General features: G+C 34.8%; 27 protein-coding genes. 22 read left to right on the forward strand and 5 right to left on the reverse strand.

The genetic code is table 11. From position 1 onward, the window contains the following. Positions 1-158 precede the first annotated feature (158 nt). The 4 genes from CHRYMOREF3P_RS11690 to CHRYMOREF3P_RS11705 all read left to right on the forward strand — a co-directional run bounded on the left by CHRYMOREF3P_RS11690 (position 159) and on the right by CHRYMOREF3P_RS11705 (position 4,294). Positions 159-1,694 carry a T9SS type A sorting domain-containing protein gene (locus CHRYMOREF3P_RS11690; protein WP_180564693.1) on the forward strand — a complete coding sequence of 512 codons (1,536 nt, stop codon included), beginning with the start codon at positions 159-161 and terminating at the stop codon, positions 1,692-1,694. Positions 1,695-1,998: 304 nt separating this feature from the next. Next, on the forward strand, positions 1,999-2,523 hold the full coding sequence (locus CHRYMOREF3P_RS11695; RefSeq protein ID WP_180564694.1) for a biopolymer transporter ExbD: 525 nt from the start codon (positions 1,999-2,001) through the stop codon (positions 2,521-2,523). A 109-nt stretch (positions 2,524-2,632) separates the two neighbouring features. Further along, positions 2,633-3,415, forward strand: coding sequence for an alpha/beta fold hydrolase (locus tag CHRYMOREF3P_RS11700; protein ID WP_180565775.1), 783 nt, complete (start codon positions 2,633-2,635; stop codon positions 3,413-3,415). Between the two features lie 72 nt (positions 3,416-3,487). After that, entirely contained in the window at positions 3,488-4,294 is an 807-nt protein-coding gene (locus tag CHRYMOREF3P_RS11705; RefSeq protein WP_180564695.1) for a patatin-like phospholipase family protein, read from the forward strand. A gap of 50 nt (positions 4,295-4,344) precedes the next feature. On the opposite strand, the gene CHRYMOREF3P_RS11710 is transcribed toward CHRYMOREF3P_RS11705, so the two are convergent. Next, positions 4,345-5,349, reverse strand: a complete 1,005-nt coding sequence (locus CHRYMOREF3P_RS11710) for a DHH family phosphoesterase (protein WP_077418815.1) — start codon at positions 5,347-5,349, stop codon at positions 4,345-4,347. Positions 5,350-5,584: 235 nt separating this feature from the next. On the opposite strand from CHRYMOREF3P_RS11710, the gene rpmH reads away from it, so the two are divergent. Beyond that, positions 5,585-5,743, forward strand: a complete 159-nt coding sequence (gene rpmH, locus CHRYMOREF3P_RS11715; protein WP_034701860.1) for a 50S ribosomal protein L34 — start codon at positions 5,585-5,587, stop codon at positions 5,741-5,743. Positions 5,744-5,896: 153 nt separating this feature from the next. Continuing rightward, complete coding sequence (locus CHRYMOREF3P_RS11720) at positions 5,897-6,607, forward strand: cell division ATP-binding protein FtsE (RefSeq protein WP_077418814.1); 711 nt, start codon at positions 5,897-5,899, stop codon at positions 6,605-6,607. Between the two features lie 67 nt (positions 6,608-6,674). Here CHRYMOREF3P_RS11720 and CHRYMOREF3P_RS11725 read toward each other — a convergent pair whose 3' ends face one another. From CHRYMOREF3P_RS11725 to CHRYMOREF3P_RS11735, 3 genes are read right to left on the reverse strand one after another with little or no spacing between them, the layout of a single operon-like run. Next, positions 6,675-7,367 (reverse strand): tRNA1(Val) (adenine(37)-N6)-methyltransferase, encoded by a 693-nt coding sequence (locus CHRYMOREF3P_RS11725; protein WP_077418813.1) that lies wholly within the window; start codon positions 7,365-7,367, stop codon positions 6,675-6,677. Further along, the gene (locus CHRYMOREF3P_RS11730) at positions 7,367-8,821 is read right to left on the reverse strand and encodes a sensor histidine kinase (protein ID WP_077418812.1); all 1,455 of its coding nucleotides are present in this window, start codon (positions 8,819-8,821) and stop codon (positions 7,367-7,369) included. The genes CHRYMOREF3P_RS11725 and CHRYMOREF3P_RS11730 overlap by 1 nt, the downstream gene beginning before the upstream one ends. A gap of 1 nt (position 8,822) precedes the next feature. Then, positions 8,823-9,407, reverse strand: a complete 585-nt coding sequence (locus tag CHRYMOREF3P_RS11735; RefSeq protein WP_180564696.1) for a riboflavin synthase — start codon at positions 9,405-9,407, stop codon at positions 8,823-8,825. A gap of 48 nt (positions 9,408-9,455) precedes the next feature. Between CHRYMOREF3P_RS11735 and pdxA the strand changes: the two genes are divergently transcribed. The 16 genes from pdxA (at position 9,456) to CHRYMOREF3P_RS11815 (ending at position 25,045) form a co-directional block, all read left to right on the forward strand. Then, positions 9,456-10,547 (forward strand): 4-hydroxythreonine-4-phosphate dehydrogenase PdxA, encoded by a 1,092-nt coding sequence (pdxA, locus tag CHRYMOREF3P_RS11740; protein WP_077418810.1) that lies wholly within the window; start codon positions 9,456-9,458, stop codon positions 10,545-10,547. An 84-nt stretch (positions 10,548-10,631) separates the two neighbouring features. Continuing rightward, positions 10,632-11,162 carry a YceD family protein gene (locus CHRYMOREF3P_RS11745; RefSeq protein WP_180564697.1) on the forward strand — a complete coding sequence of 177 codons (531 nt, stop codon included), beginning with the start codon at positions 10,632-10,634 and terminating at the stop codon, positions 11,160-11,162. A gap of 67 nt (positions 11,163-11,229) precedes the next feature. Further along, entirely contained in the window at positions 11,230-11,433 is a 204-nt protein-coding gene (rpmF, locus tag CHRYMOREF3P_RS11750) for a 50S ribosomal protein L32 (RefSeq protein WP_002976251.1), read from the forward strand. Positions 11,434-11,560: 127 nt separating this feature from the next. Further along, positions 11,561-12,037, forward strand: coding sequence for an acetyl-CoA carboxylase biotin carboxyl carrier protein (gene accB / locus CHRYMOREF3P_RS11755; RefSeq protein ID WP_077418808.1), 477 nt, complete (start codon positions 11,561-11,563; stop codon positions 12,035-12,037). A 91-nt stretch (positions 12,038-12,128) separates the two neighbouring features. Beyond that, positions 12,129-13,484 (forward strand): acetyl-CoA carboxylase biotin carboxylase subunit, encoded by a 1,356-nt coding sequence (gene accC, locus CHRYMOREF3P_RS11760; RefSeq protein ID WP_047385963.1) that lies wholly within the window; start codon positions 12,129-12,131, stop codon positions 13,482-13,484. Between the two features lie 317 nt (positions 13,485-13,801). After that, entirely contained in the window at positions 13,802-15,049 is a 1,248-nt protein-coding gene (gene rocD / locus CHRYMOREF3P_RS11765; RefSeq protein WP_180564698.1) for an ornithine--oxo-acid transaminase, read from the forward strand. Continuing rightward, positions 15,050-15,832 carry a glycosyltransferase family 2 protein gene (locus CHRYMOREF3P_RS11770; protein ID WP_180564699.1) on the forward strand — a complete coding sequence of 261 codons (783 nt, stop codon included), beginning with the start codon at positions 15,050-15,052 and terminating at the stop codon, positions 15,830-15,832. 1 nt (position 15,833) lies between these two features. Further along, on the forward strand, positions 15,834-16,598 hold the full coding sequence (locus CHRYMOREF3P_RS11775) for a polysaccharide deacetylase family protein (protein WP_180564700.1): 765 nt from the start codon (positions 15,834-15,836) through the stop codon (positions 16,596-16,598). 55 nt (positions 16,599-16,653) lie between these two features. After that, positions 16,654-17,400, forward strand: a complete 747-nt coding sequence (locus CHRYMOREF3P_RS11780; RefSeq protein ID WP_232539108.1) for a glycosyltransferase family 2 protein — start codon at positions 16,654-16,656, stop codon at positions 17,398-17,400. Between the two features lie 4 nt (positions 17,401-17,404). After that, positions 17,405-18,391 carry a hypothetical protein gene (locus tag CHRYMOREF3P_RS11785; RefSeq protein WP_180564702.1) on the forward strand — a complete coding sequence of 329 codons (987 nt, stop codon included), beginning with the start codon at positions 17,405-17,407 and terminating at the stop codon, positions 18,389-18,391. Between the two features lie 3 nt (positions 18,392-18,394). After that, a complete protein-coding gene (locus CHRYMOREF3P_RS11790; RefSeq protein WP_180564703.1) occupies positions 18,395-19,582 on the forward strand; it encodes a glycosyltransferase in 1,188 nt (395 codons plus the stop codon). 3 nt (positions 19,583-19,585) lie between these two features. Next, entirely contained in the window at positions 19,586-20,821 is a 1,236-nt protein-coding gene (locus tag CHRYMOREF3P_RS11795) for a glycosyltransferase (protein ID WP_180564704.1), read from the forward strand. Positions 20,822-20,900: 79 nt separating this feature from the next. Further along, complete coding sequence (locus CHRYMOREF3P_RS11800) at positions 20,901-22,148, forward strand: glycosyltransferase family 4 protein (protein ID WP_175627283.1); 1,248 nt, start codon at positions 20,901-20,903, stop codon at positions 22,146-22,148. Further along, complete coding sequence (locus CHRYMOREF3P_RS11805) at positions 22,148-23,287, forward strand: glycosyltransferase (RefSeq protein WP_180564705.1); 1,140 nt, start codon at positions 22,148-22,150, stop codon at positions 23,285-23,287. Before CHRYMOREF3P_RS11800 ends, CHRYMOREF3P_RS11805 begins: the two co-directional genes overlap by 1 nt. Continuing rightward, positions 23,266-24,168, forward strand: coding sequence for a glycosyltransferase family 2 protein (locus tag CHRYMOREF3P_RS11810; RefSeq protein WP_232539013.1), 903 nt, complete (start codon positions 23,266-23,268; stop codon positions 24,166-24,168). Before CHRYMOREF3P_RS11805 ends, CHRYMOREF3P_RS11810 begins: the two co-directional genes overlap by 22 nt. Further along, positions 24,161-25,045, forward strand: coding sequence for a hypothetical protein (locus CHRYMOREF3P_RS11815; protein ID WP_077418798.1), 885 nt, complete (start codon positions 24,161-24,163; stop codon positions 25,043-25,045). The genes CHRYMOREF3P_RS11810 and CHRYMOREF3P_RS11815 overlap by 8 nt, the downstream gene beginning before the upstream one ends. 55 nt (positions 25,046-25,100) lie before the next feature. Here the strand turns inward: CHRYMOREF3P_RS11815 and CHRYMOREF3P_RS11820 are convergent, their stop codons facing one another. Next, positions 25,101-26,066, reverse strand: a complete 966-nt coding sequence (locus CHRYMOREF3P_RS11820) for a hypothetical protein (protein ID WP_180564706.1) — start codon at positions 26,064-26,066, stop codon at positions 25,101-25,103. Positions 26,067-26,309 lie beyond the last annotated feature (243 nt).

A 26,309-nucleotide genomic window follows, 5' to 3' on the forward strand; every position in this document is an offset into this window, starting at 1 on the left:
TTTATTGATAAAATTCAGTCATTCACCAATAGCATCAATACATTATTTAAGCTTAGAAAAATAATTATTTTTATTATAATCAACTAAATAAACAATAAAACACCAAGCGTAGTGTAAAATTAATTATATTTGAATAACTATCACCAATTCAAATACATATGAGACATTATATATTTACTTTTTCATTCCTTACCTATTCATTATTTACAGCTCAGACTGCTCCATCGATAGAATGGCAAAAAGCCTTAGGAGGAACTCAGGGCGAAACCGCGCATTATACCCAGCAAACTTCTGATGGAGGGTACATCATGGCCGGAGATACATCATCAAACGACGGAGATGTTAGTGGAAACCATGGTGAAGGAGATGGATGGGTAGTAAAAATGGATGGCAGTGGAAATATACAATGGCAAAAAGCACTGGGAGGAAGTAATAATGATATAATTCAGTCTATCCGCCAGACTACAGATGGAGGATACATTGCCGCCGGATCTTCTAAATCTACAGACGGAGATACTACTGTAAACCATGGAAATTTTGATTTCTGGGTGGTAAAATTGGATAACTCCGGAAACATACAATGGCAGAAATCTTTAGGAGGAAGCGGTATTGATGAAGCTCAATCTATTCAGCAGACTGCCGAAGGAGGGTATATTGTTGCCGGAACCTCCAGTTCTAATGATGGGGATGTGAGTGGGAATCAGGGAGGACAGGATTATTGGGTTGTAAAATTGGATAGCTCCGGAAATATACAATGGCAGAAGTCATTGGGAGGAAGTGACAGCGATCAGCTGAATTCTGTTCAGCAAACTTTTGACGGAGGATACATTATTGCAGGAACCACCGTATCTACAGATGGTCATATTACTGTAAGCTACGGAAACAACGATTTTTGGGTGGTAAAACTTGATCTTTCCGGAAATATACAATGGGAAAAAACACTGGGTAATATTGGTGATAATTTGGGATATTCTGCACAACAGACTTTCGATGGCGGTTATATTGTGGTGGGTACTTCTTATGACCCCACAAACATTGAAAACGGTCTTCCTGATTATTGGGTAGTAAAACTAAATAATAGCGGAGTTATACAGTGGGATAAATATTTGGGTGGAAGCCTTCATGACAACGCAATAACAATAAGACAAACCCCTGAATGGGAATATATTGTCGGAGGCTGGACAATTTCCAATAACGGACAGGTAACTGGAAATCATGGCGATCTGGACTATTGGATCGTAAAACTGGATACTAATGGAAACCTGAAATGGGAAAAAACTCTGGGAGGTCCAGACACCGAATACTTTAGCTCTATTGAGCTAACCAATGATAATGGATATATTGTTTCAGGAAATACATTTTCTACAAGTGGAGATATTACAGGAAATCATGGGTTAATTGATGCCTGGGTTGTGAAACTAAGCCCGGAACAATTAGGAATCTCAGAAAACCACCCGACAAATAAGCCTAACCTCTACCCTAACCCCTCAAAGGATTTCTTTTATGCGGATCATCTTCCCAAAGAAACAGTTATCAGCATCACGGATATGTCCGGAAGAAAACTTTTCTCTCAAAAATATAACGAAGAAAAAATAAAAATCAATACTGCTACATTCTCAGAAGGAATCTACATTGTGCAGATCAAAAACAAAGACGGAATCATTCTCTCCAAGAAAATAACAGTCAGCAGATAAGTTATTGGTAAATATTTAAGCTTAACAAAATAATTATTTCTTTATCATTGAAAAACTCACACTTTATTGTGCGAGTTTTTTTTATAATCTTCAGACAAAGAGTATCCTGAAAATTTAATAATCAGTAAACCAACAACATCATGATTATCGGTTTAAAAAAAATAGATTAAAAAGACAGGAAAGTTTAAAATCGCCATAAAAACAATCAATAAATTCATGAATCTATTAATTATTCATCAAACAAGGCATATGTTTTGCAAGAATTATACAACAAATACCGTTTAACATTTAAAAACTTTCAATCATGGCAGAAGTAATTGCACAAGAAAAACAAGGCAGCAAACAAAAGAAAAAAATGATCAGAGTAGACATGACTCCTATGGTAGATCTGGGATTCTTACTCATCACGTTCTTCATGTTCACCACAAACTTTACAAAACCTAATGTAATGGATTTAGGATTACCGGCAAAAGATCCAAACCCTCATCCTACGGACATTCCCGTAATTGGAGATAAAGACCAGATTACATTTATCCTTGGAAAAGATAATCGTGTGTTTTATCATCAAAGTAATGCTACAGACTTAACTACAGGAAATCTTAAAGAAACAGATTTCAGTGGAATAAAAATTTCAAAAATTATTTCTGAAGCTTATAAAAATGCACCGGCACCTAAAAACTTCACCGTAATTGTGAAGCCAACAGACGAAGCCAATTATAAGAATTTTGTGGATATGCTGGACAACCTGGCCATTTCCAAAAAAGAACGATATGGCGTGACCGATATCAAGCCTTGGGAAACAAAGATTTACAAGGAATTAACTCAATAAAAGATAAAGGGCATTTTTAAAATGCTCTTTTTTGTTTACATTTGAAAGGAAAATTGATCTGCAGTACGTAAGAGCTATATTATTTTTAACCTTCTATAATTTTGAAATCATGCTGAACTTTGAAAGAAAAGGAAACGGAAAAGAAACATTTGTACTTCTTCACGGATTTATGGAAAACCTATCCATCTGGAGCGATATGGAGCATCATCTTTCCAAAGATTTTTCACTGCTCAAAATTGACCTTCCCGGCCACGGACAGTCTGAAATTCTTGCGGAAGTTCATACCATGGAACTGATGGCCGAAGAAGTAAAAAAAGTTTTAGACAATCAGCATGTAGAAAAAGTTCACCTTTTGGGACATTCTATGGGAGGATACACCTCTCTTGCTTTTGCAGAAAAATACCCCAACTCTTTAAAAAGCTTAACTTTATTTTTCTCTACTTATTTTCCGGATGATGAAGAGAAAAAACAACAGCGCATCAAAAGCTACAGGATCATTAAGGATGCATTTGCCCATTATGTAAGGGCTGGCATTCCCAATTTATTTAATCCTAATGAAAGAGATATTCTGGAAGGGAAAATTGAAATTGCTCTTGAAACAGCCCTATCTACCAATAATCTGGGGGCTCTTGCCTGTGTAAAAGGCATGGTAGAAAGAACCGACAAAAAACATATCCTGGAAAATCTGGAAGCTAAAATTTTAGTATTAGCCGGCAAGCATGATAACGCAGTGAAAACTGACATGATGATCAAACATCTTCCAGACAGGACAAATATCAAATCTTATATTCTGGACTGCGGACACAACGGACATTGGGAAAAGCCCGGCATCTGTGCTGAAATCATCAATACGGAACTTCTCCACAACCTTCCTAAAAAACTTGTTTTATAACATCAGTTTCCTGATAGATTAAAATCGCCTTTAATAAAAAATCCTGTATATTAGTAGAGGATAATTTTGTCAATGGCTTTATTTTCATTCAAAAAAAAGAAACCACCGGCACCACCGGTTATCGGGCTTACACTTTCAGGCGGAGGAATGCGTGGGATTGCCCATATTGCCGTACTGAAAGCTCTTGAAGAATATAATCTGAAACCGCACATTATCTCCGGAACCAGCGCAGGTTCTATTATTGGTGCTTTTTATTCTTTTGGAAAAACACCGGATGAGATGATGGAAATTGTACGTCAGACCTCTTTTTTTTCCCGATCAGCTTTAAAATTATCAAAAAACGGAATTTTCAGCTCCAATTTTATTCTAAAACTGCTTAAAGATTATTTACCGGAAGACAATTTCAACATTTTAAGAATCCCTATATATGTTGCTGCGACAGAGATGACCCATGGTATTGTGGACTTTTTCTCTGAAGGAGAACTTTTCGGTCCATTACTGGCTTCTTCCAGTGTTCCTTTTATTCTTCCTCCGGTAAGGATAGGGGAAAAAATTTATGTAGATGGCGGTGTTCTGGATAATCTTCCCATTGAACCTATCATGGATAAATGCAACTTCCTTATTGCATCCCATGTGAACTCCATCAGCTACGATCAATTAAACAAAATGAGTCTGATGAAAGAATTTGACAGAATCCTTCACTTAGCCATTGCAAAATCTGTGTATTCTAAGGCAAAATACTGTAATATTTTTTTAGATCCGCCTAAGATGACGAAATACAGCCTTTTCAACAAACGATATATGGATGAAATGTTTCAGCAGGTGTATGAATATACCTGTCAGGAACTTGAAGAGAAAGGATTTCGTAAAGTTTTGTGAGTTTGAAAAGTTCCGGAAGTTTATCAGATCAGGGACTTTCTTTTTGCCTGTTACAGGCCTTCCTCTTTTACTTTATTTTTGAAGGTTTCTATAGTTCCGGATAAAGACTCCAAAGACTTTCCTCCGGCGGCATTGATGTGTCCGCCTCCATTGAAATATTTTCTTGAGAATTGGTTTACATCCACATCATCTTTACTTCTGAACGAAATTTTAACAAAATCCTCATACAGATCTTCCATGAAAAATGCAGACATTTTTACGCCTCCAATGCTTAGACCATAGTTTACAAAACCTTCCGTATCTCCTTTCTGGAAGCCCAATTCTTTTAATTCGTTTCGTGTAAGGCTTAAAACAGCTACCGTTCCATCATTCACCACTTCTATTCTCCCCAGAACCAAAGCAAGCAAATGCAGACGGGAAACAGTATTGGTATCCCAGGTATTGGATGTGATCATCGCCGGATCTGCACCATTTTCAATCAGGTTAGCAATAATTCTGTGTGTCGTAGCACTGGTAGAACGAAAACGGAACCCTCCTGTATCAGTCATAATTCCGGTATAAAGACATTCTGCCATATCCTGATTCACCAGTTTCTCATCATTCATTGCTTCAATGAAATGATAGATCATCTGTGAAGTTGCCGGAATTACGGTATCAGAATAAACAAAATCAAATTTTTCCGGCTGCTGGTGGTGATCAATAAGAATTTTCTTCCCCTGAGCTTTCACCAGCCAATCTCCTAATAATCCAATTCGTGATGGAGAATTAAAATCCAGACAGAAAATAACATCTGCTCCTGCAATCATATCAGATGCCAGCTTTCTTTTATATTCTGCAATAATAACTTTTTTAGACTCCGGCATCCATTTCAGAAATTTCGGAAAATCATTAGGTACAATAACTTCAGCATGAATTCCTTTTGCTTTCAGATAGTGCTTCAATCCCAAACTTGAACCAATAGCATCTCCATCCGGGTTGTAATGGGTAAGGATAACTATTTTGCTCTCTTGAGTAAGTAATGTATTGATATCTAAAAGTTCTGCTGGTGTAAACATCTGGTGTTTATTTTCGTTAAAATTAAAGTTTTCAAAGATAGAGCTTTTATATAAATCATTTAAATATTATTTTTGCACAGAGAAATGGTATTCTTATCAGGGGTTTGCCATTCTTCAATAAAAAAACATTGCATTTAATTTAAAAAAAAAATAATTAAAGTTTGTAACTTATAAAAATTTATATATCTTTGCAACCTGAAAATTAATAGATTAATTACGATTTAAACATATAGTAATGAGTAAAAGAACATTCCAGCCATCAGAAAGAAAAAAGAGAAACAAACACGGTTTCAGAGAAAGAATGTCTACGCCAAATGGAAGAAGAGTTTTGGCTGCGAGAAGAGCTAAAGGCAGAAAGAGTTTAACTGTAAGTGCTGCACGCGCTAAGAGATAATCTTTTTATTATCATATACAAAACATGCTTGAGAAGTTTCTTTTCAGGCATTTTTTGTTGTTAAAATTTACTAAAATTTAGGCTAGATCAACATCTTTTTCTATTTTTAAAAGTTGAAATATTTTTGTTAGAAACAGTCTTTAAAATTAAATTATGCCACATACAAATATCTCCGGAGACAATATTATAAGTTTACAAAGCGCAAAGATTGCGCAAAAAAACTTCACTGTACTTTCTGATGTAAATCTTAACATTAAAAAAGGTAGATTCTGCTATCTTATCGGAAAAACAGGTTCCGGAAAAAGTTCCCTTCTGAAAACGCTTTACGGACACATTCCATTGGCTTCAGGACACGGAACTGTTGTAGGATTTGACCTGGCAAAGCTAAAACCTTCTGATATCCCTAACCTAAGAAGAAAATTAGGAATTGTATTCCAGGATTTCCAGTTACTGTCTGACAGAACGGTTGAAAAAAACTTAAAATTTGTTCTTGAAGCAACAGGCTGGAATGATAAAGTAAAAATAGAAGACCGCATCAATGAGGTTTTGGGAAGCGTGAACATGAAAAGCAAAAAGCACAAAATGCCACACGAGCTTTCCGGAGGTGAACAGCAGCGTATTGCCATCGCAAGAGCTCTTCTTAACCATCCAGATCTTATCTTGGCGGATGAGCCTACAGGAAACCTGGATCCTGAAACTTCCAACGAAATTATGACACTATTGAAGCAGGTTGCCCTTGAAAATGGCGCTGCCGTAGTAATGGCAACACACGATTACCACATGATTCAAAACTTCCCTGGTGAAGCTATCAGATGTGAAGATGGAAAAGTATCCGTATTGGATACAGCAGAATTGTTTGAGTAAGAATTTAAAAATAGAGAGATTAAGAAATTCAGACTTACAGGATTTGTATAATAACCCTTTCTAATTTCTATTTAAAAACATGAAACTCTTTGGTGAGTTCAAGATATTGGTCCGAGTATTGCCTCGGACTTTTTTCTATAATAAAGTCAGATTCATTGATTTCTTTCTCTTGTAATGAAAACTCCAGAATCAACCTTTTAGCTTTTGAATTTTCAATTCCTTTGATATTAATCCTTCTGTGTAAAAACAGATGATTTTCTTTACCTATTGAAATAAAAATTTCTCCGGCTTCAACAGGAATAATTACGGAAAAAATCCCGTTCTCAGATAATAATTGCGCCGAATTGGCAATTAACTGTCTGAAGTTTAATTCTACAGTCTGGCGTGCAATCTTGTCTTTTTCTGATCCTGATTCTTCAAAATATGGAGGATTAGAAACAACAAGATCAAACTGTTCTTCTGTCTCGAAAGTTTTAAAATCCTGATGCCTGTTTTTTAGCCTTGCATGAAAGGGTGCATTTTCAAAATTAAGCTTAGTAAGCGCTGCTGCATCTTCGTTAATATCCAGTCCAAGAAAATAAGCCTGTGGATTTCTTTGCGCCAGCATTAAGGAGATCAGCCCTGTTCCCGTCCCGACTTCCAAAACACTGGAAGCGCCGTGAACATCCGCTAAAGCACCAAGCAGAACACCGTCTGTTCCTACACGGAAGACGTCTTTAGACTGTTCAATTTTAAATTGTTTAAATGTAAAAGGTTTCACTATAAATTGGTAGGCAGTGTAATAATGAATGTAGAACCCTTTCCTACTTCGGATTTCACCGAGATTTCTCCTTTATAATCTTCAATCATCTTTCTTACCATAGATAGCCCCAGCCCCATTCCACTGCTTTTAGATGTAAAATTAGGTTCAAAGATTCTTTCGTACATACTTTCAGGAATTCCTATTCCGTTATCCTGAACAGAAATAATTACCCTTCTCTGATGCTGCTCCACATCTACATTGATGATCAGTTTTCTTTCATCACTTTCTGCCTGTTTTGCATTGGTAACAAGATTGGTTATAATCCTGGAAAGATAAATTCTATCCATATTGATCATAATATTGGTCTTATTGGCATGCATAAAGATACTGTCGTCATTGAAGACACGGAGAATATCTTCAACCTCGGTATTCAGATTGATAACCTCATTATTTTTTTCTGGGAGTTTCGCAAATTCTGAAAAGGCAGAAGCTACCGTTGCAATCAGATCTATCTGATCCACAATTGTTTTACTCATCTGTTTTACCCTTTCTCTGATATTCGGATCTTCCGGATCAAATTTTCTTTCAAAATTCTGAATGGTCAATTTCATCGGTGTCAACGGGTTTTTCACCTCATGAGCAACCTGCTTGGCCATTTCCCTCCAGGCTTCTTCAGAGGCTTTGAATCTAAGTCTTTCTTTCTGGTCCTGAATCTGCAGAATCATTCTGTTATAAGCTCTTGCCAAAGCATTAAGCTCATCATTTTTATAATATCTGATAGGGCGCATTTCATTTTCAAATAATGTAATACGGGTAATCATATCAGAGAATTTCGTAATTGTTTTCGCAAGACTGTTGGACGTCACCCAGCTAATCCAGATACTAAACAGAATAAGAAATATATCGACTAAAAGAATATATTTTACATATTGATGAAGAACCTCCAGGTAAGCAGATTCATTATGATATAAAGGAATATAGACAATTCCGATCGGTTCCAGCTCATTATTTTTCAACAAAAGATATGAAGAAGTAAGTTTAGCATCTTTAGCAGCATCATAATTGATCATATCTACTCTTGCATCAGTAGACAGAATCTTGTTGATGATTTCGATAGGAATCGTTTTCTGCTCAACTAAAGCTTCATCTTTATTGGAAAGTAAATAGTTTCCTTTCAGATCGTAAATAAAAATGTCATGCTGATTGATATCCGCTATTTCGAAAATTTTATTTCCCAAAACTTCCGGAAGATCTTTTGTTTCAATAAGTGTCTGGCTTACCGCGTAGTCCAGATATCTCATTACAGCATTCGTCTTATCCTGCATATCGATATTACTTTGCTGCAGAGAGTGATTTCTCAGTACAAAATAAGGGACAAGCGACGTAGCTACAACACTTAAAAAACATACCAGCAGGAAACCGAAAAACACACGGTTCCTTAAGCTATATCCTTTATACTTATTAATCGACATTCTACTTTTTAATTAACCTAGCAATATACTTACCAATGATATCAAATTCCAGGTTTACTTTATCACCAATTTTCAAATGTTTCATATTGGTAAATTCCCATGTATAAGGAATAATGGCTACAGAAAACTGAGTATCTTCACTTTTTGCAACTGTAAGACTGATTCCATTTACCGTGATTGACCCCTGAGGTACCGTTACAAAACTTCCGTCTTGATCATATTTCATGGTAATAAAATAGCTTCCGTCCTTATTTTCAATACCCACAACTTCACCGGTTTTATCAACGTGTCCCTGAACGATATGTCCATCCAGTCTTCCGTCCATCTTCATACAGCGCTCCAAATTCACAACGGTTCCCAATTCCCATTTTCCAAGATTGGTTTTTTCCAGTGTTTCGTTGATTGCGGTTACCACATATTGATTGTCTTTTATTTCAACAACTGTAAGGCAACAGCCGTTGTGTGCAAGACTCTGGTCTATTTTTAATTCGTTTGTAAAGGGGCATGTCAAGGTAAAATCTATATTGCTTCCTTTTTCTTCAATCTTCTCAATAACACCAACTGCTTCAATAATTCCTGTGAACATATTATTTTTTGCTAAATTTGTAAATTATAATCTTCAAAGATAATCAAAATGAGCCCAAAAAACCATAAAGTACGAGTAGGAATTTCAATCGGTGATTTCAACGGCATAGGCCCGGAGATCATTATGAAGTCTCTGAAAGACAAAACCATTACGGATTTTTTCACTCCTGTAATTTTTGGTTCGGGAAAATTATTCACTTATCAGAAAAATATTTTTAAGCTGAATCTTAATTTCAACTATATTAATGAGGCTTCGCAGGCTCAGGCAGGGAAACTTAATATGCTTAACCTGACGAAGGAAAACGTTAATGTAGAACTGGGAGTTCCCACGGAAGAGTCCACCAAAATGGCTATTGATTCTTTGGAAGCAGCTACTGAAGCTTTGATAAAAGGAGAGATTGATGTTTTGGTAACCGCTCCTATCAACAAAGATGAAATGGTGAAAATGGGCTTTAAACATGCCGGACATACAGGATATTTTGAAGAGAAATTCAGCAAAAAGGGATTAATGTTCCTTGTAACTGAAGATCTTAAAGTAGCTGTATCCACACACCATATTCCAATTGCACAGGTCGCTGAAAATATTTCCAAGGAAAAAATAAAGAAACAGATCAGAGTTCTGAACCAAACCCTTATAGAAGATTTTTGTATCCAAAAGCCTAAAATTGCCGTATTGGGATTAAATCCTCATGCCGGAGATGGTGGTGTTATTGGAAATGAAGAAATTGAAATCATCAGCCCGGCAATCAAAGAACTTTCGGACAACGGAACATTGGCATTTGGCCCTTTCCCGGCAGACAGCTTCTTCCAGCCAAGCAAATATAAAAATTTCGATGCGGTTTTAGCAATGTATCATGATCAGGGATTAGCTCCTTTCAAAACCTTAGCATATGAAGAAGGTGTGAACTATACAGCAGGACTTCCTTTTATCAGAACTTCTCCGGATCACGGCGTAGCTTATGACATTGCAGGAAAAAATATTGCTGATGAGCAGAGTTTTACGGAAGCAATATTTACAGCTATTAAAATTTTCAAGAACAGAAGTGAATACAGCGAACTTATGAACGACCGCATGCAGCCTAGAAAAATGGTTGTAGACAATGGAATAGACGAGGATCTACCGGATGAAACTGAAGGATAAATCTTTAAAACAAATTTTAAATTAATTTGTTTTAAATTTTATTTGTTATTATAAAAAAAATGCATATTTTTGCACACTCATTTTATGGACAAGTTAAGAAACTATGACGTAAGCTTTTCCGGACTAAAAAACGGAAAACACGGGTTCAAGTTTGAGATAGATAAAACGTTCTTTCAATTATTTGACACTGAGCAGGAATTTACAAATCCTAGAATAGAAGTGAATATATCACTTGATAAACACACTACTTTTTTAGAATTTGAGATTAAAATTAATGGATTGGTTGAATTGGTTTGTGATATTACAAACGAAGATTTTGACTATCCTATTGAGAATGAAATCAAGATTTTGGTGAATTTCGGGGAAGAATATGATGACAGCAATGAAGATGTTATTACCATTCCTACCGCAGAGCATGCTTTCAATGTAGCACATTTGATTTATGAAAATGTAATGCTTTCTATCCCGATGAAAAAGATTTCACCGAATGTAAGCAATGAAGATCTTGAAATTCTTGACCAGTTCAGTCCGAAAGATATTGAGAAAACAGAAGAGGAAGAACATGAAAGCGATCCCAGATGGGATGCTTTAAGAAAGTTAAGAGAGAATAATTAAATAGAATAATTTAAATATGATGAGATGATGAATCTCATCGCTCATCAATTAAAAAAGTTATTAGAAAATGGCACATCCAAAGAGAAGACAGTCGTCGACAAGAAGAGATAAGAGAAGAACTCACTACAAAGCTGTAGTTCCTCAATTAGCTAAAGATGCAACAACAGGAGAGCTTCACCTATACCACAGAGCTCACTGGCATGAAGGAAAACTTTACTACAGAGGTAAAGTAGTATTGGAAAAAGAAGTAGCTGCTACTGAAGAAAACTAAGAGTTGCTTTTCATTGAAAAAGCCTCGTTTTAATACAAAAACCGCCCAATTTTGATAAAATTTGGCGGTTTTTTGTTGTTTTTTACGTTTTTTTGGTATCTTTGACCCAAAATCAAATATCAAATTTATGGACATTAAAGACATACAAAATCTTATTAAGTTTGTATCTAAAGCTGAAGTTTCAGAAGTAAAATACAAGACTAAAGATTTCGAAATCACTATTAAAACTCCATTAGCTGGAAGCGACGCTGTATATGCACAGCCTGCAGTATATCACACTGCGCCACAAGCTGTAGCGGCTCCGGCACCTGTTGCAACTCCTGCTGCTGCTGAGAAAGCTGAAGCTGCATCTGATGACAGCAAGTATGTAACAATCAAGTCTCCTATGATTGGTACTTTCTATAGAAAACCATCTCCTGATAAAGATGTATTTGTAAATGTAGGTGACGAAGTTTCTGTTGGTAAAGTAGTTTGCGTTATTGAAGCAATGAAGCTATTCAACCAGATTGAATCTGAAATCAGCGGAAAAATCGTTAAAATCTTAGTTGACGATGCTACTCCTGTAGAATATGACCAACCTTTATTCTTAGTAGATCCATCTTAAGGAATTTTAGATTAAAGATTATAAATTTTAGATGAATCTTTTTCATTTAAAATAATTTAAAATTCAAAATTTATAATTTAAAATTTCGGAGATGTTCAAAAAAATATTAATAGCCAATCGTGGCGAAATTGCAATGCGTATTTTACGTACTTGTAAAGAAATGGGGATAAAAACCGTTGCGGTATACTCTACTGCTGATAAAGACAGTCTTCACGTAAGATTTGCTGATGAAGCGGTATGTATTGGCCCTGCAATGAGTAAAGACTCCTATCTTAAAATCCCTAACATTATTGCAGCTGCGGAAATTACCAATGCTGACGCTATTCACCCAGGGTATGGATTCTTATCTGAAAATGCTAACTTCTCAAGAATCTGTCAAAAGAACGGCATCAAATTTATTGGTGCTTCTCCTGAGCAGATTGAAAAAATGGGAGACAAAGCTAATGCTAAGGCTACCATGAAAGCTGCAGGTGTACCATGTGTACCAGGTTCTGACGGATTGATAGAATCTTACGAACACGCTGTAAAAGTGGCTGAAGAAACAGGATACCCGGTAATGATCAAAGCAACTGCTGGTGGTGGTGGAAAAGGAATGAGAGCTGTTTGGAAAGCTGAAGACCTTAAAGATCACTGGGAGTCTGCCATTCAGGAAGCTGTAGCTGCCTTCGGAAACGGAGGGATGTATATGGAAAAACTGATTGAAGAGCCTAGACACATCGAAATTCAGGTTGCCGGTGACCAATTCGGTAAAGCATGCCACCTTTCTGAAAGAGACTGTTCTGTACAGAGAAGAAATCAGAAATTAACTGAAGAAACTCCTTCTCCTTTCATGACAGATGAACTTCGTGAGAAAATGGGTGATGCTGCCGTAAAAGCTGCTGAATTCATTGGGTACGAAGGTGTAGGAACTATCGAATTCCTTGTAGACAAGCATAGAAATTTCTATTTCATGGAAATGAATACAAGAATCCAGGTAGAGCACCCTATTACTGAACAGGTAATTGATTATGACCTGATCAGAGAACAGATTCTTCTTGCTGCGGGAACTCCTATTTCAGGAATCAATTATTACCCTAAATTACATTCAATTGAGTGTAGAATCAACGCAGAAGATCCTTACGCAGATTTCAGACCATCTCCAGGAAAAATCACAGGATTAAACATCCCTGGCGGACACGGAATCAGAGTAGATACTCACGTATATTCCGGATACAGCATTCCTTCCAACTATGACTCTATGATTGCTAAGCTTATCACAACGGCTCAAACCCGTGAAGAAGCTATTGCAAAAATGAGACGTGCTCTTGAGGAATTCTATATTGAAGGAGTAAAAACAACTATTCCTTTCCACAGACAACTAATGGATAATGAAGATTATCTTGCAGGAAACTATACGACAAAATTCATGGAAGATTTTGTAATGGATAGAAAATATGATAATCACTAAGATTATTTTAAAATATATAATGAAACTGCCTCAAAAAGAGGCAGTTTTTTTTTCCACCCATCATACAGTATCTCAGACTACATATCATAAAAACAATTAAAAGTAATCTATCGTTAATTATTTAATGAAAATTTAATAAAAATAAAATTCTGCCATAAGAAAGATATAAAACCTAAAACAACCTGTTGACAAAGAAAATATTTTTGACACCTCATTATTTTGCCTTAAAATCTACTTTAATTAGACCTCCGTACGACACAAGGTATTTGTTCAGGCATATCATTAATATTGTGTAAATTTGTTGAAAACCAAAATATATGTCAACAGCAGAACAAACAAAAAACTCACAGTATTTTATTGACCTTGAAGACAAACATGGAGCACACAATTACCACCCGCTTCCAGTAGTTCTGGATCGTGGAGAAGGTGTTTTCGTTTGGGATGTAGAAGGCAAAAGGTATTATGATTTTCTTTCAGCATATTCTGCTGTGAACCAGGGGCATTCTCACCCTAAAATTGTAGAAGCATTGGTAGAGCAGGCAAAAAAACTGGCTCTAACATCAAGAGCATTCTACAACTCTAAATTGGGAGAATACGAACAAAAAATCACGACTCTTTTCGGATTTGATAAAGTTTTACCAATGAATTCCGGAGCTGAAGCTGTGGAAACCGCAGTAAAGCTAGCAAGAAAATGGAGTTATGAAGTAAAAGGGATTTCGGAAAACGCAGCAAAAATAATCGTTTGCGAAAATAATTTCCACGGAAGAACGACAACTATCGTTTCTTTCTCTAATGATCCGGATGCTAACCAGAACTACGGACCTTTTACACCAGGATTTATCAAAATTCCTTACAATGATATTGCCGCCTTAGAAGAAGTTTTGAGCAGAGAAGCAGATAATATTGCTGCATTCCTTGTAGAACCTATTCAGGGAGAAGCTGGAGTATATGTTCCGGATGACAACTTCCTTAAAAATGCTTCTGAACTATGTAAAAAATACAACGTTCTTTTCATTGCAGATGAAGTTCAGACGGGTATCGCAAGAACAGGAAAACTGATTGCATGCCATCACGAGGATGTACAGCCGGATATCTTAATTTTAGGAAAAGCACTTTCCGGAGGAATGTACCCAGTATCCGCTGTTTTAGCAAATGACAGCATCATGAATGTCATTAAGCCCGGACAACATGGTTCTACATTCGGAGGAAACCCGATTGCCTGTGCGGTAGCCGTAGCAGCATTGGATGTAGTAGCAGATGAAAAATTGTCTGAAAGAGCTGAAGAACTTGGCCAACTGTTCAGATCTGAAATTGAAAAATTGATCGAAAAGTCAGATCTTATTACCAAAGTAAGAGGAAAAGGACTTTTAAATGCTATCCTGATCAACGACACCCCTGACAGTTCTACTGCATGGAACCTTTGCCTGCAACTAAAAGAAAACGGATTACTGGCAAAGCCTACCCATGGTAATATCATCAGATTGGCACCACCATTGGTAATTACTGAAGAGCAATTACTAGATTGTGTAAAGATTATTGAAAAGACTATTCTCGAGTATAAATAAATGGCTCTTTCCCTTGCAATCATCACTTATAATGAAGAAGAAAACATCGTAAGACTTTTAGATTCATTAGTAGATATAGCTGATGAGATTATCATTGTCGATAGCTTTTCAACAGATAAGACAAAAGAAATCTGCACTCAAAAATATCAACAGGTACAATTCTTTGAGAAAAAATTTAACGGGTATGGTGAACAAAAAAACCATGCCCTTAATTTATGTTCTCATGAATGGGTTCTGTTTCTGGATGCTGATGAAGTTCCTGATGAAAATCTGAAAAGATCCATACAGAGAATCGTTTCTTCAGCAAGTACAGAATTCAATGTGTATAAGGCCAGATTTAATAATCATCTAGGCCCCCACCTGATCAAACACGGTGGTTGGGGAAATGTATGCCGTGAAAGGCTTTTCAAAAAAGAATATGCCGCGTATTCACATGACAAGGTTCATGAATTTTTGATTACCTATGAAAAAGTGGGGTTATTGGACGGAAGGCTGAATCATTATACTTACAAAAGTATTCACCATCATGTCTCAAAAATCAATAAATATTCCGATATGATGGCGGAGAAAATGTTTGAAAGAGGAAAAAAAATCAATAGATTTAAAATCATTGTAAGTCCTGTTTTTGAATTTATCAAGGTATTTATTTTCAAATTGGGGTTTCTGGACGGATTCCCTGGATATTATATTGCCAAAACAATGTCCTATTACACCTTTTTGAAATATATTAAATTGCGCGAAAAAGTAAGACTACTGGAAATTGAAAAAAACACGGTAAAATAGCATGATCTTTTATCTTATTCCTGTTTTGTTGGCGGTATTTATCGTCATATATTTTCGTCTGTATCTCTTTACCTTCCCACACAACAGACTGATCATCCTCATGTACCATCAGGTTGAAAAAGAAAGTCATGAAGACCTTACGGTAAGTTTAGAAAACCTTGAACAACAGTTTTCATATCTAAGCCATAAAAAATATACTTCAAAGTTTTTTTCAGAACTCAGTGTTTCTGCGAAAAAAAATATTGTTATCACCTTTGATGACGGTTACAGAAACAATTTTGAATATCTGCCATCTTTACTGGAAAAATATAATCTCAAAGCAACCATTTTTATTCCCACAGGATTTATCGAAAAAGGATATCAAAATTATCCGATGATGACCTTTGATGAGATCAGAAGTCTGGATAAAAAATATTTTGAGATTGCTCTTCACAGCCATGCCCATGAAAATCTGAAAAACATGTCTTTAGATCTTATAGAAAAAGATCTAGAAAAGAATATGCAAATTCTCGATGCCCAAAAGATACCGTATTCAAAGGTTTTAGCGTACCCTTATGGAAAATATCCTAATCAAAAAGAGGAAAAATCTGCTTTTTTTTCTATTTTGAAAAAAATAGGAATTGATTTTGCAGTAAGAATTGGAAATAGAGTTAATTACTACCCAACACAGCACCCATACGAACTGTGTAGAGTTGATATAAAAGGCAAAGATTCGATCATAAAGTTCAAATTAAAACTTATCTTTGGAAGATTAAAACTATTTTAAAAAACAATTTTAAAGGAGTATTTTGATGTACTCCTCTATCAAACAAATCGTTGTGATGAATATAAGTGGTTTAATCATAACATATAATGAAGAAAAAAATATACAGGCTGTCCTTGAGTCTTTTGATTTCTGTAATGAAATAGTAGTGATAGACTCATTTAGCACGGATAAAACTGTAGAAATTGCAAAGAAATTCCCTAATGTAAAAGTGGTTCAAAATACATTTGAAGACTTTACAAAGCAAAGAAATTTGGCTCTGGATTCTGCAAAAAATGACTGGGTTCTATTTTTGGACGGTGATGAAAGGCTTACACCAGCCCTGAAGCAGGAAATTATAGGTGAGCTGAATAAACCCGGGCAAAAAGATGCCTATTATTTTTACAGGAAATTCTTTTTTGCTCAGAAACCGATTCATTTTTCAGGAACACAGTCTGATAAAAATTTCAGGCTTTTCAGAAAATCGAAGGCCAGATACATGGCAGGGAAAAAGGTACACGAAACTCTGGAAGTCAACGGAACCATTGGGATTTTAAAAAATAAATTACTACATTACTCCGTTTCAGATTATGAATCTTATAGAAAAAAAATGATTCATTACGGAGTTTTAAAGGGGAAAGAACTGGCTGCAAAAGGGAAAAAGTACAATGTTTTAGTGCAATATCTTAAAACAGCTTTTAAATTCTTTAAAGCCTACATAATGAGATTAGGTATTTTAGACGGAAAAGAAGGGTATCAGTTATCTTACCTGCAATCTTTAAGCGTTTTCAAAACCTATGAATCATTAAAAAAAGAGCAAAATTAGTTGAATGAAGATTTGTATCATTAGTTATGATTTTTGGGATTATGATAAGTATATTGTTGAAACATTATGCAAACGGGGTATTGATGCCCATCATATAAAGATCAGTACCGTTACTCATTCCAATTTCAATGAAAGAGCTGTAAATGCTTTAAGCAAAACCTTTTTAAACAAAAATCTTAAGACTGAAAAAAGACAGAAATATGTTCTGGATGCCTTGGAAAAATTAGGACATCAGGATCAGATATTAGTGATGAACCCTGATACATTTGATCTTTCAACCCTTGAAAAAATCCGAAAATATACAGACCGCCTCGTTACCTATCTTTATGACAACCTTGAAAGAGTTCCTGTAGAAGACAAACTCTACCTTTTTGACAAAGTATTTTCCTTTGACTATATAGATGTTAAAAAGCATGGATTTGAAAAACTAACGAATTATATTTATCTGCCCCACTGCGCAAAAGAAATCCAGCAGCCTGAAATGGATCTTTTCTATATCACCTCTTATGATAACAGAAGGGTTTCGCTGATAAAATTACTGGCTAAAAAGTTGATTGAGCAGGGTCTGAAATTCCAGATTATGATTATCGGGAAAAAATCATGGAAACATCAGCTGACGAATATTTTCATGACGGTACCTAAAAACCTCTTTCTGATTTTCAGCATCAAAAAGATTCCTCATAATGATCTTCCTAAGTATTATAAAAATTCAAAAGTGTTGCTTGACCTGATGCGTGAAGGTCAATATGGGCTTAGTTTCAGAGTTTTTGAAGCGATGTCTCTGGAGAAGAAAATCATTACTGATAATGAAGTCATTAAAACCTATGATTTTTACAATCCCAATAATATTTTGATTTTAAACAAAAATATTAGTAATCTTGACAAATCTTTTTTTGAAACACCTTACGAAAAAATTCCTGAGGAAATCTATCACAGATATACTTTGGATAGTTGGGTAAACAAAGTTTTTGAACTTGATACTAAAAACTAGCAAATGGGAATCTTAAAAAAAATAAAAAAACACTTCGAAAGAAAAGAAAAGCTCAAATATCTTCAATCTAAGGATATAGTCAATATCAATCTGTTTGACGATTCCAAAAAAACAATTCTGTTTGCTTCAAGAGATTTTCCTGCCCATGATAAAGAATCCGGGGCTAACAGACTGAAAGAACTCATATTAATCTACAAAGAATTAGGATACAACTGCATTTTATTTGCTCCTCATATTTTTGAAGACGATTCATATGTAAAGTTTTATCAGCAGCATGATGTTATCGTGTATATAGAGAACAATAAATATAAGAATATCTATGATTTCCTGTCTTCCTTTAAAAAGGTAGATTATATTTGGTTTAATGGGCCCCTTGCCCTGAATCTGTTTTACAAAAAAATGAAGGCTCTTCTCCCTTCTACCCGATTCATTTATGATATGGTGGATATTCATTTTTTAAGGTTTAAAAGAGCGATTGAACTGGAACCAACCCGTATTTCTTTAAAGAAAAATTACAAGCATTTCTTCCGCCTGGAAACGGTTGTTGCACCACAGCTGGACTACATTATTGCCATCTCGGATAAAGAGAAAGAGATTATGAGCCAGTACGCGGATAAAAATAAGATCATTACCATATCGAACATTCACTATCCTAAAATTGATATTTCAGAAAGGAAGAACTTTAGTGAAAGTAAAGGAATCACCTTCATCGGGTCTATCCATGAACCGAATATTGATGCGGTAAAGTTCCTTTATGAAAAAATAATGCCCATTGTCTGGAAAACAAATCCTGAACTGGAAGTAAGTATCATTGGAAATGTTTCCGAAAAATTGGACCTTAAACTATATCCTAAGTTTAAATTTTTAGGGTTTGTAGAAAGCATTGAAGAGCATTTCATGAATTCTAAAATCATGGTGGCTCCTTTACGGTTTGGGGCTGGGGTAAAAGGAAAAATAGGGCAAGCCTTTGAATACTTTTTCCCGGTGGTTACCACAGACATTGGTGCTGAAGGGATGAAGCTTACAGATAAAAAAAATGTATTGATTGCCAATGACGAAAACAGTTTTGCAGAAGCAATCATTCAGCTGAATATTAATGAAGAACTTTGGAATACATTAAGCCAACATTCTGTGGACAGTCTGAGAGCATTTTCACCGGAAGAAGTAAAAGAAAAACTTAAAACATTATAATCCATGTCATTAAGTGTAAATTACCATGGTTTTTTTGACGGAAATTTTGGAATTTCTGAAGCAACCAGACTGAATGCCTTAGCATTGGAAACAATCGGTATCAAAGTAAACCGGATTAATTATTCCAGCGAAACTTTTGAGAGAATTGATACAGGTTCCGAAACATCATCTTCGATTAATGTTTTCCACATTAACATCAATTTTATTAACAATTTTTTCTCTAAGAATCAGGATCTGAATCTTAAGGATCATTATAACATTATTTACTGGGCCTGGGAATTTCCCGAAGTTTCCGATAAAGTTGTCGAAATATTAAATGTTTTTGATGAGCTTTGGGTTCCAAGTGATTTCTGTGTCAATATATTCACAAAATATACGGGAATTCCGGTCATCAGATTTTCTCACCCGATTCAAAAGATGGCAGAATCTAAGGATTTTGAACTGGGCCAGTATACTATTTCTTCAGATTCAAAGATCTATCTTACGATTTTTGACTCTTTGAGTACGACCATCAGAAAAAACCCGGAAGCGACACTTGAAGCTTTCACAACGGTTTTCAAAGAGGATAAAAATAGTGTTCTTATTGTAAAAACACACAATCTTGAAAGAAGCAAAGATGCTCAGAAAGCTTTGGAAGCCTACAATAATATCCCGAACGTGGTTATCATTAATGAACATTTTTCAAAGGAAAAGCTGCATTCTCTGATTCAGCAGTCTGATGTTTTGATTTCTCTTCATGGTTCGGAAGGTTTTGGGCTTACAATGGCAGAAGCCATGGCTTATGGAAAAATTGTAGTCGGAACCGGTTATTCCGGAAACCTTGATTTCATGAATGTAAATAACAGTTTTCTCATTCAGTATGATTTCATCAAAACCTCCAATACAAAAGGATTGATCGACGAAGGTTTAACACTTGCTAAACCAAGTCTGAAAGATGCTGTTGAAAAACTCCAATACATCAAAAACAATTTTGATAGTCTGACCTCAATGAGAGAAAAGGCAAAATCACAAATCGCTGAGAATTTTTCTATCCAGTCTATCGGGGATTTATTCAAAATAAGACTGGGTTCCATTGATGGTTTTGGTAAAAAAGAAAGCAGCGGAGGCAGTGATGTAAATAATGTTTTCTATTTGAGCGAAATTGAAAGATTAAACACCAGAGTCAATTATCTTGAACGTACTCTTTATAATAAAATAAGAAAAAAAGTAAACGCGTTTTTTAAAAAAGGCAGAAAATAATTTTATTTGGTTAATTTTCCGGGCCGTCATCCAATGGACAGGTCTATAGATTAATAATGAAATAATAATCATGTTTCATATGAAAGACAAAATTGCAATAGTAGTCCAAAGATATGGATTGGAGATCAACGGAGGCGCAGAGCTTCACGCAAGATTACTAGCTGAAAAATTATCTGCCATCTATGATATTGAAATTATTACAACCTGTGCTATAGAATTCGAACGTTGGGATAATCATTATCCGGAAGGAATTGAAATCATCAACGACATTAAAGTAAGAAGATTTAAAACTTTAAAAAAAGACTTAAAAAAATTCAACGAGCTAAGTAAAATAGCTCGTAACTTATATAAGTATTATAGCAGAAAGCTAAGTGTTCTAAACTTCCCTTATTTGCTTTATAAGAGATTTAAATACAACAAAAAAGATTTTAATTTCAATGAATGGTTAGAAGTACAGGGACCCTATTCCAATGATTTAATTCAATTTATAAAAGACAAAAAAGAAAATTATAAGGCTTTTATTTTCTTCACCTATTTATACCACCCTACCAATATAGGTATAAGAGAAGTTGCTGATAAAAGCATTCTCATTCCTACGGCACACGATGAGCCTCAGTTTTATCTTGATGGCTATTCTCAATTGTTTTCTCTTCCAGAATTCATCATGTATAATACTCAGATTGAAAAGGATTTTGTGGAGAAAGTTTACCCTCAGGCCCAAAAATTAAAATCTGAAATTGCAGGAATTGGTTTCGATGATTATGACGTTACATCAGGCACATTACCGCAGGATCTTTATCAGAACAAATATTTCATTTATATTGGAAGAATTGTTGAAGACAAAGGCTGTGTCATGATGATTGAATATTTTAAAGATTTTAAAGAAAAAAAACCTGAATATCGCGATATAAAGTTAGTTTTGGTAGGTAAAAATTCTCTTGATGAAAAAATAACTCAGGGAGATGATATTATCCTGACAGGATTTGTAGATCATGAGCTTAAAAATGCGTTGCTGGCAAATGCAAGTGCACTTATAATGCCTTCGTTTTATGAAAGTCTGTCATTAATTACATTAGAAGCCATGTTACTGAAAGTTCCTGTCATTGTAAACAAAAACTGTGAAGTACTGTATTCGCATATTGAAAAGAGTGAAACCGGGAAAAGCTTCACAGACAGTAATGAATTTTCCGAGGCTCTGACTTTTTACTTACAGCAAACACAGGAAAATCTGATTTCAGAGGGTAATAAAGCAAAAGATTACGTCTTGAAAAACTATTCATGGGACACTATTATCAATAAATTTAATTCAGCCATCAAATCTTTATAATGAAAAGAAAAATTCTATTCTTTTTCCCTGAAAATCCTTTTTCAAACAGGGCCGGAAATACCACAAGAGCAAAAACGACTCTTACTGTTTTAAAAAATCTGGGTTATAGTATTGATCTGGTGGGGGCTGCTGAGATTTATAAGGGACAAAACGACACTACGGAAATTGATAAAAGTATTGTTGACAATCTGTTCTTAATCAATCAGAAACCACCGAAAATAAAAACGTCATCAGATTACTGGAAATACAAAATATCAAAATTTTCTAAAAAATCTAATGAGTATAACCACTTATTGACAGATTTTGCAAAGAAAGAATTTACGAATATCTTCAATAAAGAAAAATATAATGCCATCGTCATCAATTATGAGTTCTGGGCCGGATTAATTGATAATGAGTCTATGAAAGATACTTTAAAAATCATTGACACTCATGATTGGATTACACTCAATGAATTCTACAAAAACAAATCATTAGATATTGGAAAGCGCTTGAATGAGGAGATAAATAACCTTTCAAAATTTGATAAGGTGATCACCATATCAGAAGATGAACATCTTGTTTTTAAAAGATTTTTAGGAGAAAAGGTAATCAATATTCCTCCTTCTTTCACCCCTCATTTCGAGAAAAATGACACTGATAAAAAGTATGATTTAATTTTTGTGGGGTCTGAAAATATTTTCAATATACAATCAATGCAATGGTTTTTTGATCATGTATATCCATTACTTCCCAAAAACATTCATATGGTAATTATTGGAAGGATATGCAAACACTTCCAAGAACGGGAAGGGGTCAAATTGGTAGAATTTGCAGAAAATTTAGAAGAATATTACCACCAGTCGAAAATTGCAATTTGCCCGATGCTGGAAGGTACGGGTATCAAAATAAAAGTAATAGAAGCATTATCTTACGGTCTTCCTGTTGTAGGAACTGAAAGAGCTATTGATGGCTTTCCGTCAAAAATTTCAAATGGCTGCTTAGTAACTGACAATCCGGAATTTTTTAGGGATCAGATAATGTCTTTACTACAAAATGAATCTTCTTATCAGGAAATGAAAATACAGGCTGAAGTCTATTTTAAGAATAATTTTTCTGAAGAAAAAGCGATAGAAAAATGGAAAAACATTTTACATTAATGGATGATTTAGCAATTATCATATTGAATTACAATTCTTTTGATGACACCAACAGGGAAGTTAATTCATTATTAAGCGAAGGAATTTCTCAAAAATCTATTTATGTAGTAGATAATAATTCAAAAGACAGGAAAGAAATTGAGAAACTGGGATCTCAAAAACACATACACTATATTTTAAGTGATTATAATGGAGGTTACGCTTTCGGTAATAATCTGGCCATAAAAAAAGCGATAGAAGACGGTAAGAATTATTTTTTATTATTAAATCCGGACATTGAAATATCACGTAGTACGATCTGCCAATTATACAAAGATTTAAAAGAGCTTCCAGATATTGGAATAATAGGTCCCCGCATCTGCTACAGAAACATTCGTGACAGAATATTTTCAGACGGCGGACTGCTATTCCCTGAAGAGGGGTTTCAGGGTGGACATACCAATTCTGAAAAGGATAAGAATCATGTAAATGCTCCTCATTATAACTACAACATACAATATGTAGATGGAAGTGCATTAATGTTCAGAAAGGAAATATTAGATGATGTGGGTTTAATGAATACCCGTTTTTTCATGTATTATGAAGAGTCTGAATGGTGTCTGCGCCTCCTTAGGAATAACAAATGGAAGATTGCGGTGAATACCCAATGTGAAGCTTTCAACCTTGCCAGTAATAAAGGCAGTTTTTACGAATATTATATCACCAGAAACCGAATCTGGATGTGCAGATTATACGATGGAAATATAAAATATGTAACCAAAGAACGATGGAAATTCGCAAGGAAAGCACTTAAAAAAGGAAAATTTTCTATGGCGAAAGCATACATTAAAGGTATATTAGACGGTCTTTATTCCAATTTAGAGAAAATAAAAAATGAGTAATAAAAAAAATATTATTAAAGTAGGATATCTTTTATCGTATGACTACTCTTACATCTTTACATCTCTTCAGCATATTTATGAGCATGCAGACTGTATCGTGATAAGCTATGATGCCAATAATAAAACATGGGCGGGAAATGACATCCATATTCCTGAAAATGTTTTTAGTGATATCAAAAAATTGGATATTAAGAATAAAATCATCTTTTATAAAGACACTTTTTTTATTGAAGGTATGCAGCCGATGGATCTGGAGACCAGACAAAGAAATATGATGGCTGAAAAGATGGGGTCTGCCGGATGGCATATCCAGATGGATGGTGATGAATATGCCTATGATTTCAAGGTATTAGCTCAGTTTTTGAAAAAAAATAAATTCTTATTGAAGAATCCAGCTAAAAATCCTTTTAATTTTCAGGTAAACTTCGTTACATTATTCAAACATAATACTGAAGGTTTCTTCGTTATTACACCTTTTGATGAGAAGTGTATGCTTATTACAAACTATCCTAAATATGAATATGCCAGAAATACCAATAAGGGAAGAATTCTCCCATTAGATTTTTATTTAATTCATCAGTCCTGGGCGCGTGAAGAAATGGAAATTTCAGAAAAGATCAATAACTGGGGGCATAAAAATGATTTTGACACTTCAAAATTTTTAAATTCCTGGAAAGAGGTCAATTCTGATAATTACAAAACATTCATAGATTTCCATCCATTATATAAAGGGATCTGGAAAGAACTTTCTTTTTTCCCGGCAAAAAACATTGATGAATTTATTCTGTCCTTTTCTAAGAAATATCCTCAGCAAAAACTCAATCTGAACTTATCTTTCACAAAAAAAATAAAGATGAGAATTAAAAGCCTTTTTTAATTCCTTCAGACCAAAAATATAAAGGCTAATGTTGTTGTAACACTAGCCTTTTTTATTATTTGATAAAAACATTCTCAAATTTCTCCATGACTGTCCGTGGATTGAAAAGTTCAGAATAACAATCCCAGTTTTTATCAGGATCCGGTTCAAAATTATTCAGAATCTGCAGGATATCTTTTTTATCGCTGTATAAGAACGCTTTATCTCCCAAAATCTCAAGATGTGACTTTTCATCAGATCCGGACCATGTTATAATAGGTTTATTTTTAATGGAAAACTCGCCTACCGCCATTCCGAAACTCTCTCCCTGTCTACGGGCATGCAAAAATGCATCAGAAGTATTAATAAATTTCACTTTTCTTTCAACATCTGTTGTAGGAGGAAGGAAAATAATATTCTTGTAAGACCTGAAAAAGTTTTTCTTTACAAATGCATCGGTTCCCATAAAAACAAAATATATATTTTTATTTTTCAGGGCTGTTTTCTTTACAGCATCCATTACGAAATCTATATCAAAAGTTTCGGTTCCTCCGTATCTTGCAAATACCACAGCATCTTTCGGAATATTCAATTCGGCCCGAAGATCACCTCCTATTTCAGGAAGATCTACGATATGAGGAACAAAAGGAAGCTTTCCATCACTCATGGTTTTTGCCAGCCATTCGGAGACATATGCGTAGACATCACCGTAAGGCTCATTATACTTAAAAACCGCATGAATAACCGTTTTAATAAGATCTTGTGGGGTATCCGTTTCCTTTTCACCAGATTTTATCGCATAAAAAAGATCAGCATTTGATTTCTTAATAAGAGCATCTCTTTCCTTTATATCACTATATCCAACAACATTAAACCTCTTTTTAAAACGCCCGATAGCTTCTTCTGCATTATTCGGACTATTTTGGGGATAAAGAATCATTGATTCATTGCCAAGCATTTCCTCATTATAATAAGCGTAATCAAAAAGGGCATTGGAAGTCCCTCTATAACATAATTGATTTTCGTGGAAAATAATTTTCATTTGTTAGTAAATAAGTTAAATTATTTAGCTTCTATCCTATTCAATGACAGAAACAGGAATACGATAATCTTATTTCTGTAGTTTCTGACACAGATTTCATCTGTAAAGACAAAATGCTCTTTCATTGATAAACTAAACTTATAAGGTACAAAAATACATTTTTAATGATAAGACTGCCGGAAATATTCTTTCAGTGTTCCTAATATCAACGAAAATATTTTACAAATATTTATTTTGGTTTTT

This window comes from Chryseobacterium sp. JV274 (assembly GCF_903969135.1).
In the GTDB taxonomy this organism is placed as follows: domain Bacteria; phylum Bacteroidota; class Bacteroidia; order Flavobacteriales; family Weeksellaceae; genus Chryseobacterium.

Coding starts and splice junctions, on each gene's coding strand:
- CHRYMOREF3P_RS11690 (WP_180564693.1), top strand. CDS start 159: ATGAGACATTATATATTTACTTTTTCATTCCTTACCTATTCATTATTT.
- CHRYMOREF3P_RS11695 (WP_180564694.1), top strand. CDS start 1,999: ATGGCAGAAGTAATTGCACAAGAAAAACAAGGCAGCAAACAAAAGAAA.
- CHRYMOREF3P_RS11700 (WP_180565775.1), top strand. CDS start 2,633: ATGCTGAACTTTGAAAGAAAAGGAAACGGAAAAGAAACATTTGTACTT.
- CHRYMOREF3P_RS11705 (WP_180564695.1), top strand. CDS start 3,488: ATGGCTTTATTTTCATTCAAAAAAAAGAAACCACCGGCACCACCGGTT.
- CHRYMOREF3P_RS11710 (WP_077418815.1), bottom strand. CDS start 5,349: ATGTTTACACCAGCAGAACTTTTAGATATCAATACATTACTTACTCAA.
- rpmH (WP_034701860.1), top strand. CDS start 5,585: ATGAGTAAAAGAACATTCCAGCCATCAGAAAGAAAAAAGAGAAACAAA.
- CHRYMOREF3P_RS11720 (WP_077418814.1), top strand. CDS start 5,897: ATGCCACATACAAATATCTCCGGAGACAATATTATAAGTTTACAAAGC.
- CHRYMOREF3P_RS11730 (WP_077418812.1), bottom strand. CDS start 8,821: ATGTCGATTAATAAGTATAAAGGATATAGCTTAAGGAACCGTGTGTTT.
- CHRYMOREF3P_RS11735 (WP_180564696.1), bottom strand. CDS start 9,407: ATGTTCACAGGAATTATTGAAGCAGTTGGTGTTATTGAGAAGATTGAA.
- pdxA (WP_077418810.1), top strand. CDS start 9,456: ATGAGCCCAAAAAACCATAAAGTACGAGTAGGAATTTCAATCGGTGAT.
- CHRYMOREF3P_RS11745 (WP_180564697.1), top strand. CDS start 10,632: ATGGACAAGTTAAGAAACTATGACGTAAGCTTTTCCGGACTAAAAAAC.
- rpmF (WP_002976251.1), top strand. CDS start 11,230: ATGGCACATCCAAAGAGAAGACAGTCGTCGACAAGAAGAGATAAGAGA.
- accB (WP_077418808.1), top strand. CDS start 11,561: ATGGACATTAAAGACATACAAAATCTTATTAAGTTTGTATCTAAAGCT.
- accC (WP_047385963.1), top strand. CDS start 12,129: ATGTTCAAAAAAATATTAATAGCCAATCGTGGCGAAATTGCAATGCGT.
- rocD (WP_180564698.1), top strand. CDS start 13,802: ATGTCAACAGCAGAACAAACAAAAAACTCACAGTATTTTATTGACCTT.
- CHRYMOREF3P_RS11770 (WP_180564699.1), top strand. CDS start 15,050: ATGGCTCTTTCCCTTGCAATCATCACTTATAATGAAGAAGAAAACATC.
- CHRYMOREF3P_RS11775 (WP_180564700.1), top strand. CDS start 15,834: ATGATCTTTTATCTTATTCCTGTTTTGTTGGCGGTATTTATCGTCATA.
- CHRYMOREF3P_RS11780 (WP_232539108.1), top strand. CDS start 16,654: ATGAATATAAGTGGTTTAATCATAACATATAATGAAGAAAAAAATATA.
- CHRYMOREF3P_RS11785 (WP_180564702.1), top strand. CDS start 17,405: ATGAAGATTTGTATCATTAGTTATGATTTTTGGGATTATGATAAGTAT.
- CHRYMOREF3P_RS11790 (WP_180564703.1), top strand. CDS start 18,395: ATGGGAATCTTAAAAAAAATAAAAAAACACTTCGAAAGAAAAGAAAAG.
- CHRYMOREF3P_RS11795 (WP_180564704.1), top strand. CDS start 19,586: ATGTCATTAAGTGTAAATTACCATGGTTTTTTTGACGGAAATTTTGGA.
- CHRYMOREF3P_RS11800 (WP_175627283.1), top strand. CDS start 20,901: ATGAAAGACAAAATTGCAATAGTAGTCCAAAGATATGGATTGGAGATC.
- CHRYMOREF3P_RS11805 (WP_180564705.1), top strand. CDS start 22,148: ATGAAAAGAAAAATTCTATTCTTTTTCCCTGAAAATCCTTTTTCAAAC.
- CHRYMOREF3P_RS11810 (WP_232539013.1), top strand. CDS start 23,266: ATGGAAAAACATTTTACATTAATGGATGATTTAGCAATTATCATATTG.
- CHRYMOREF3P_RS11815 (WP_077418798.1), top strand. CDS start 24,161: ATGAGTAATAAAAAAAATATTATTAAAGTAGGATATCTTTTATCGTAT.
- CHRYMOREF3P_RS11820 (WP_180564706.1), bottom strand. CDS start 26,066: ATGAAAATTATTTTCCACGAAAATCAATTATGTTATAGAGGGACTTCC.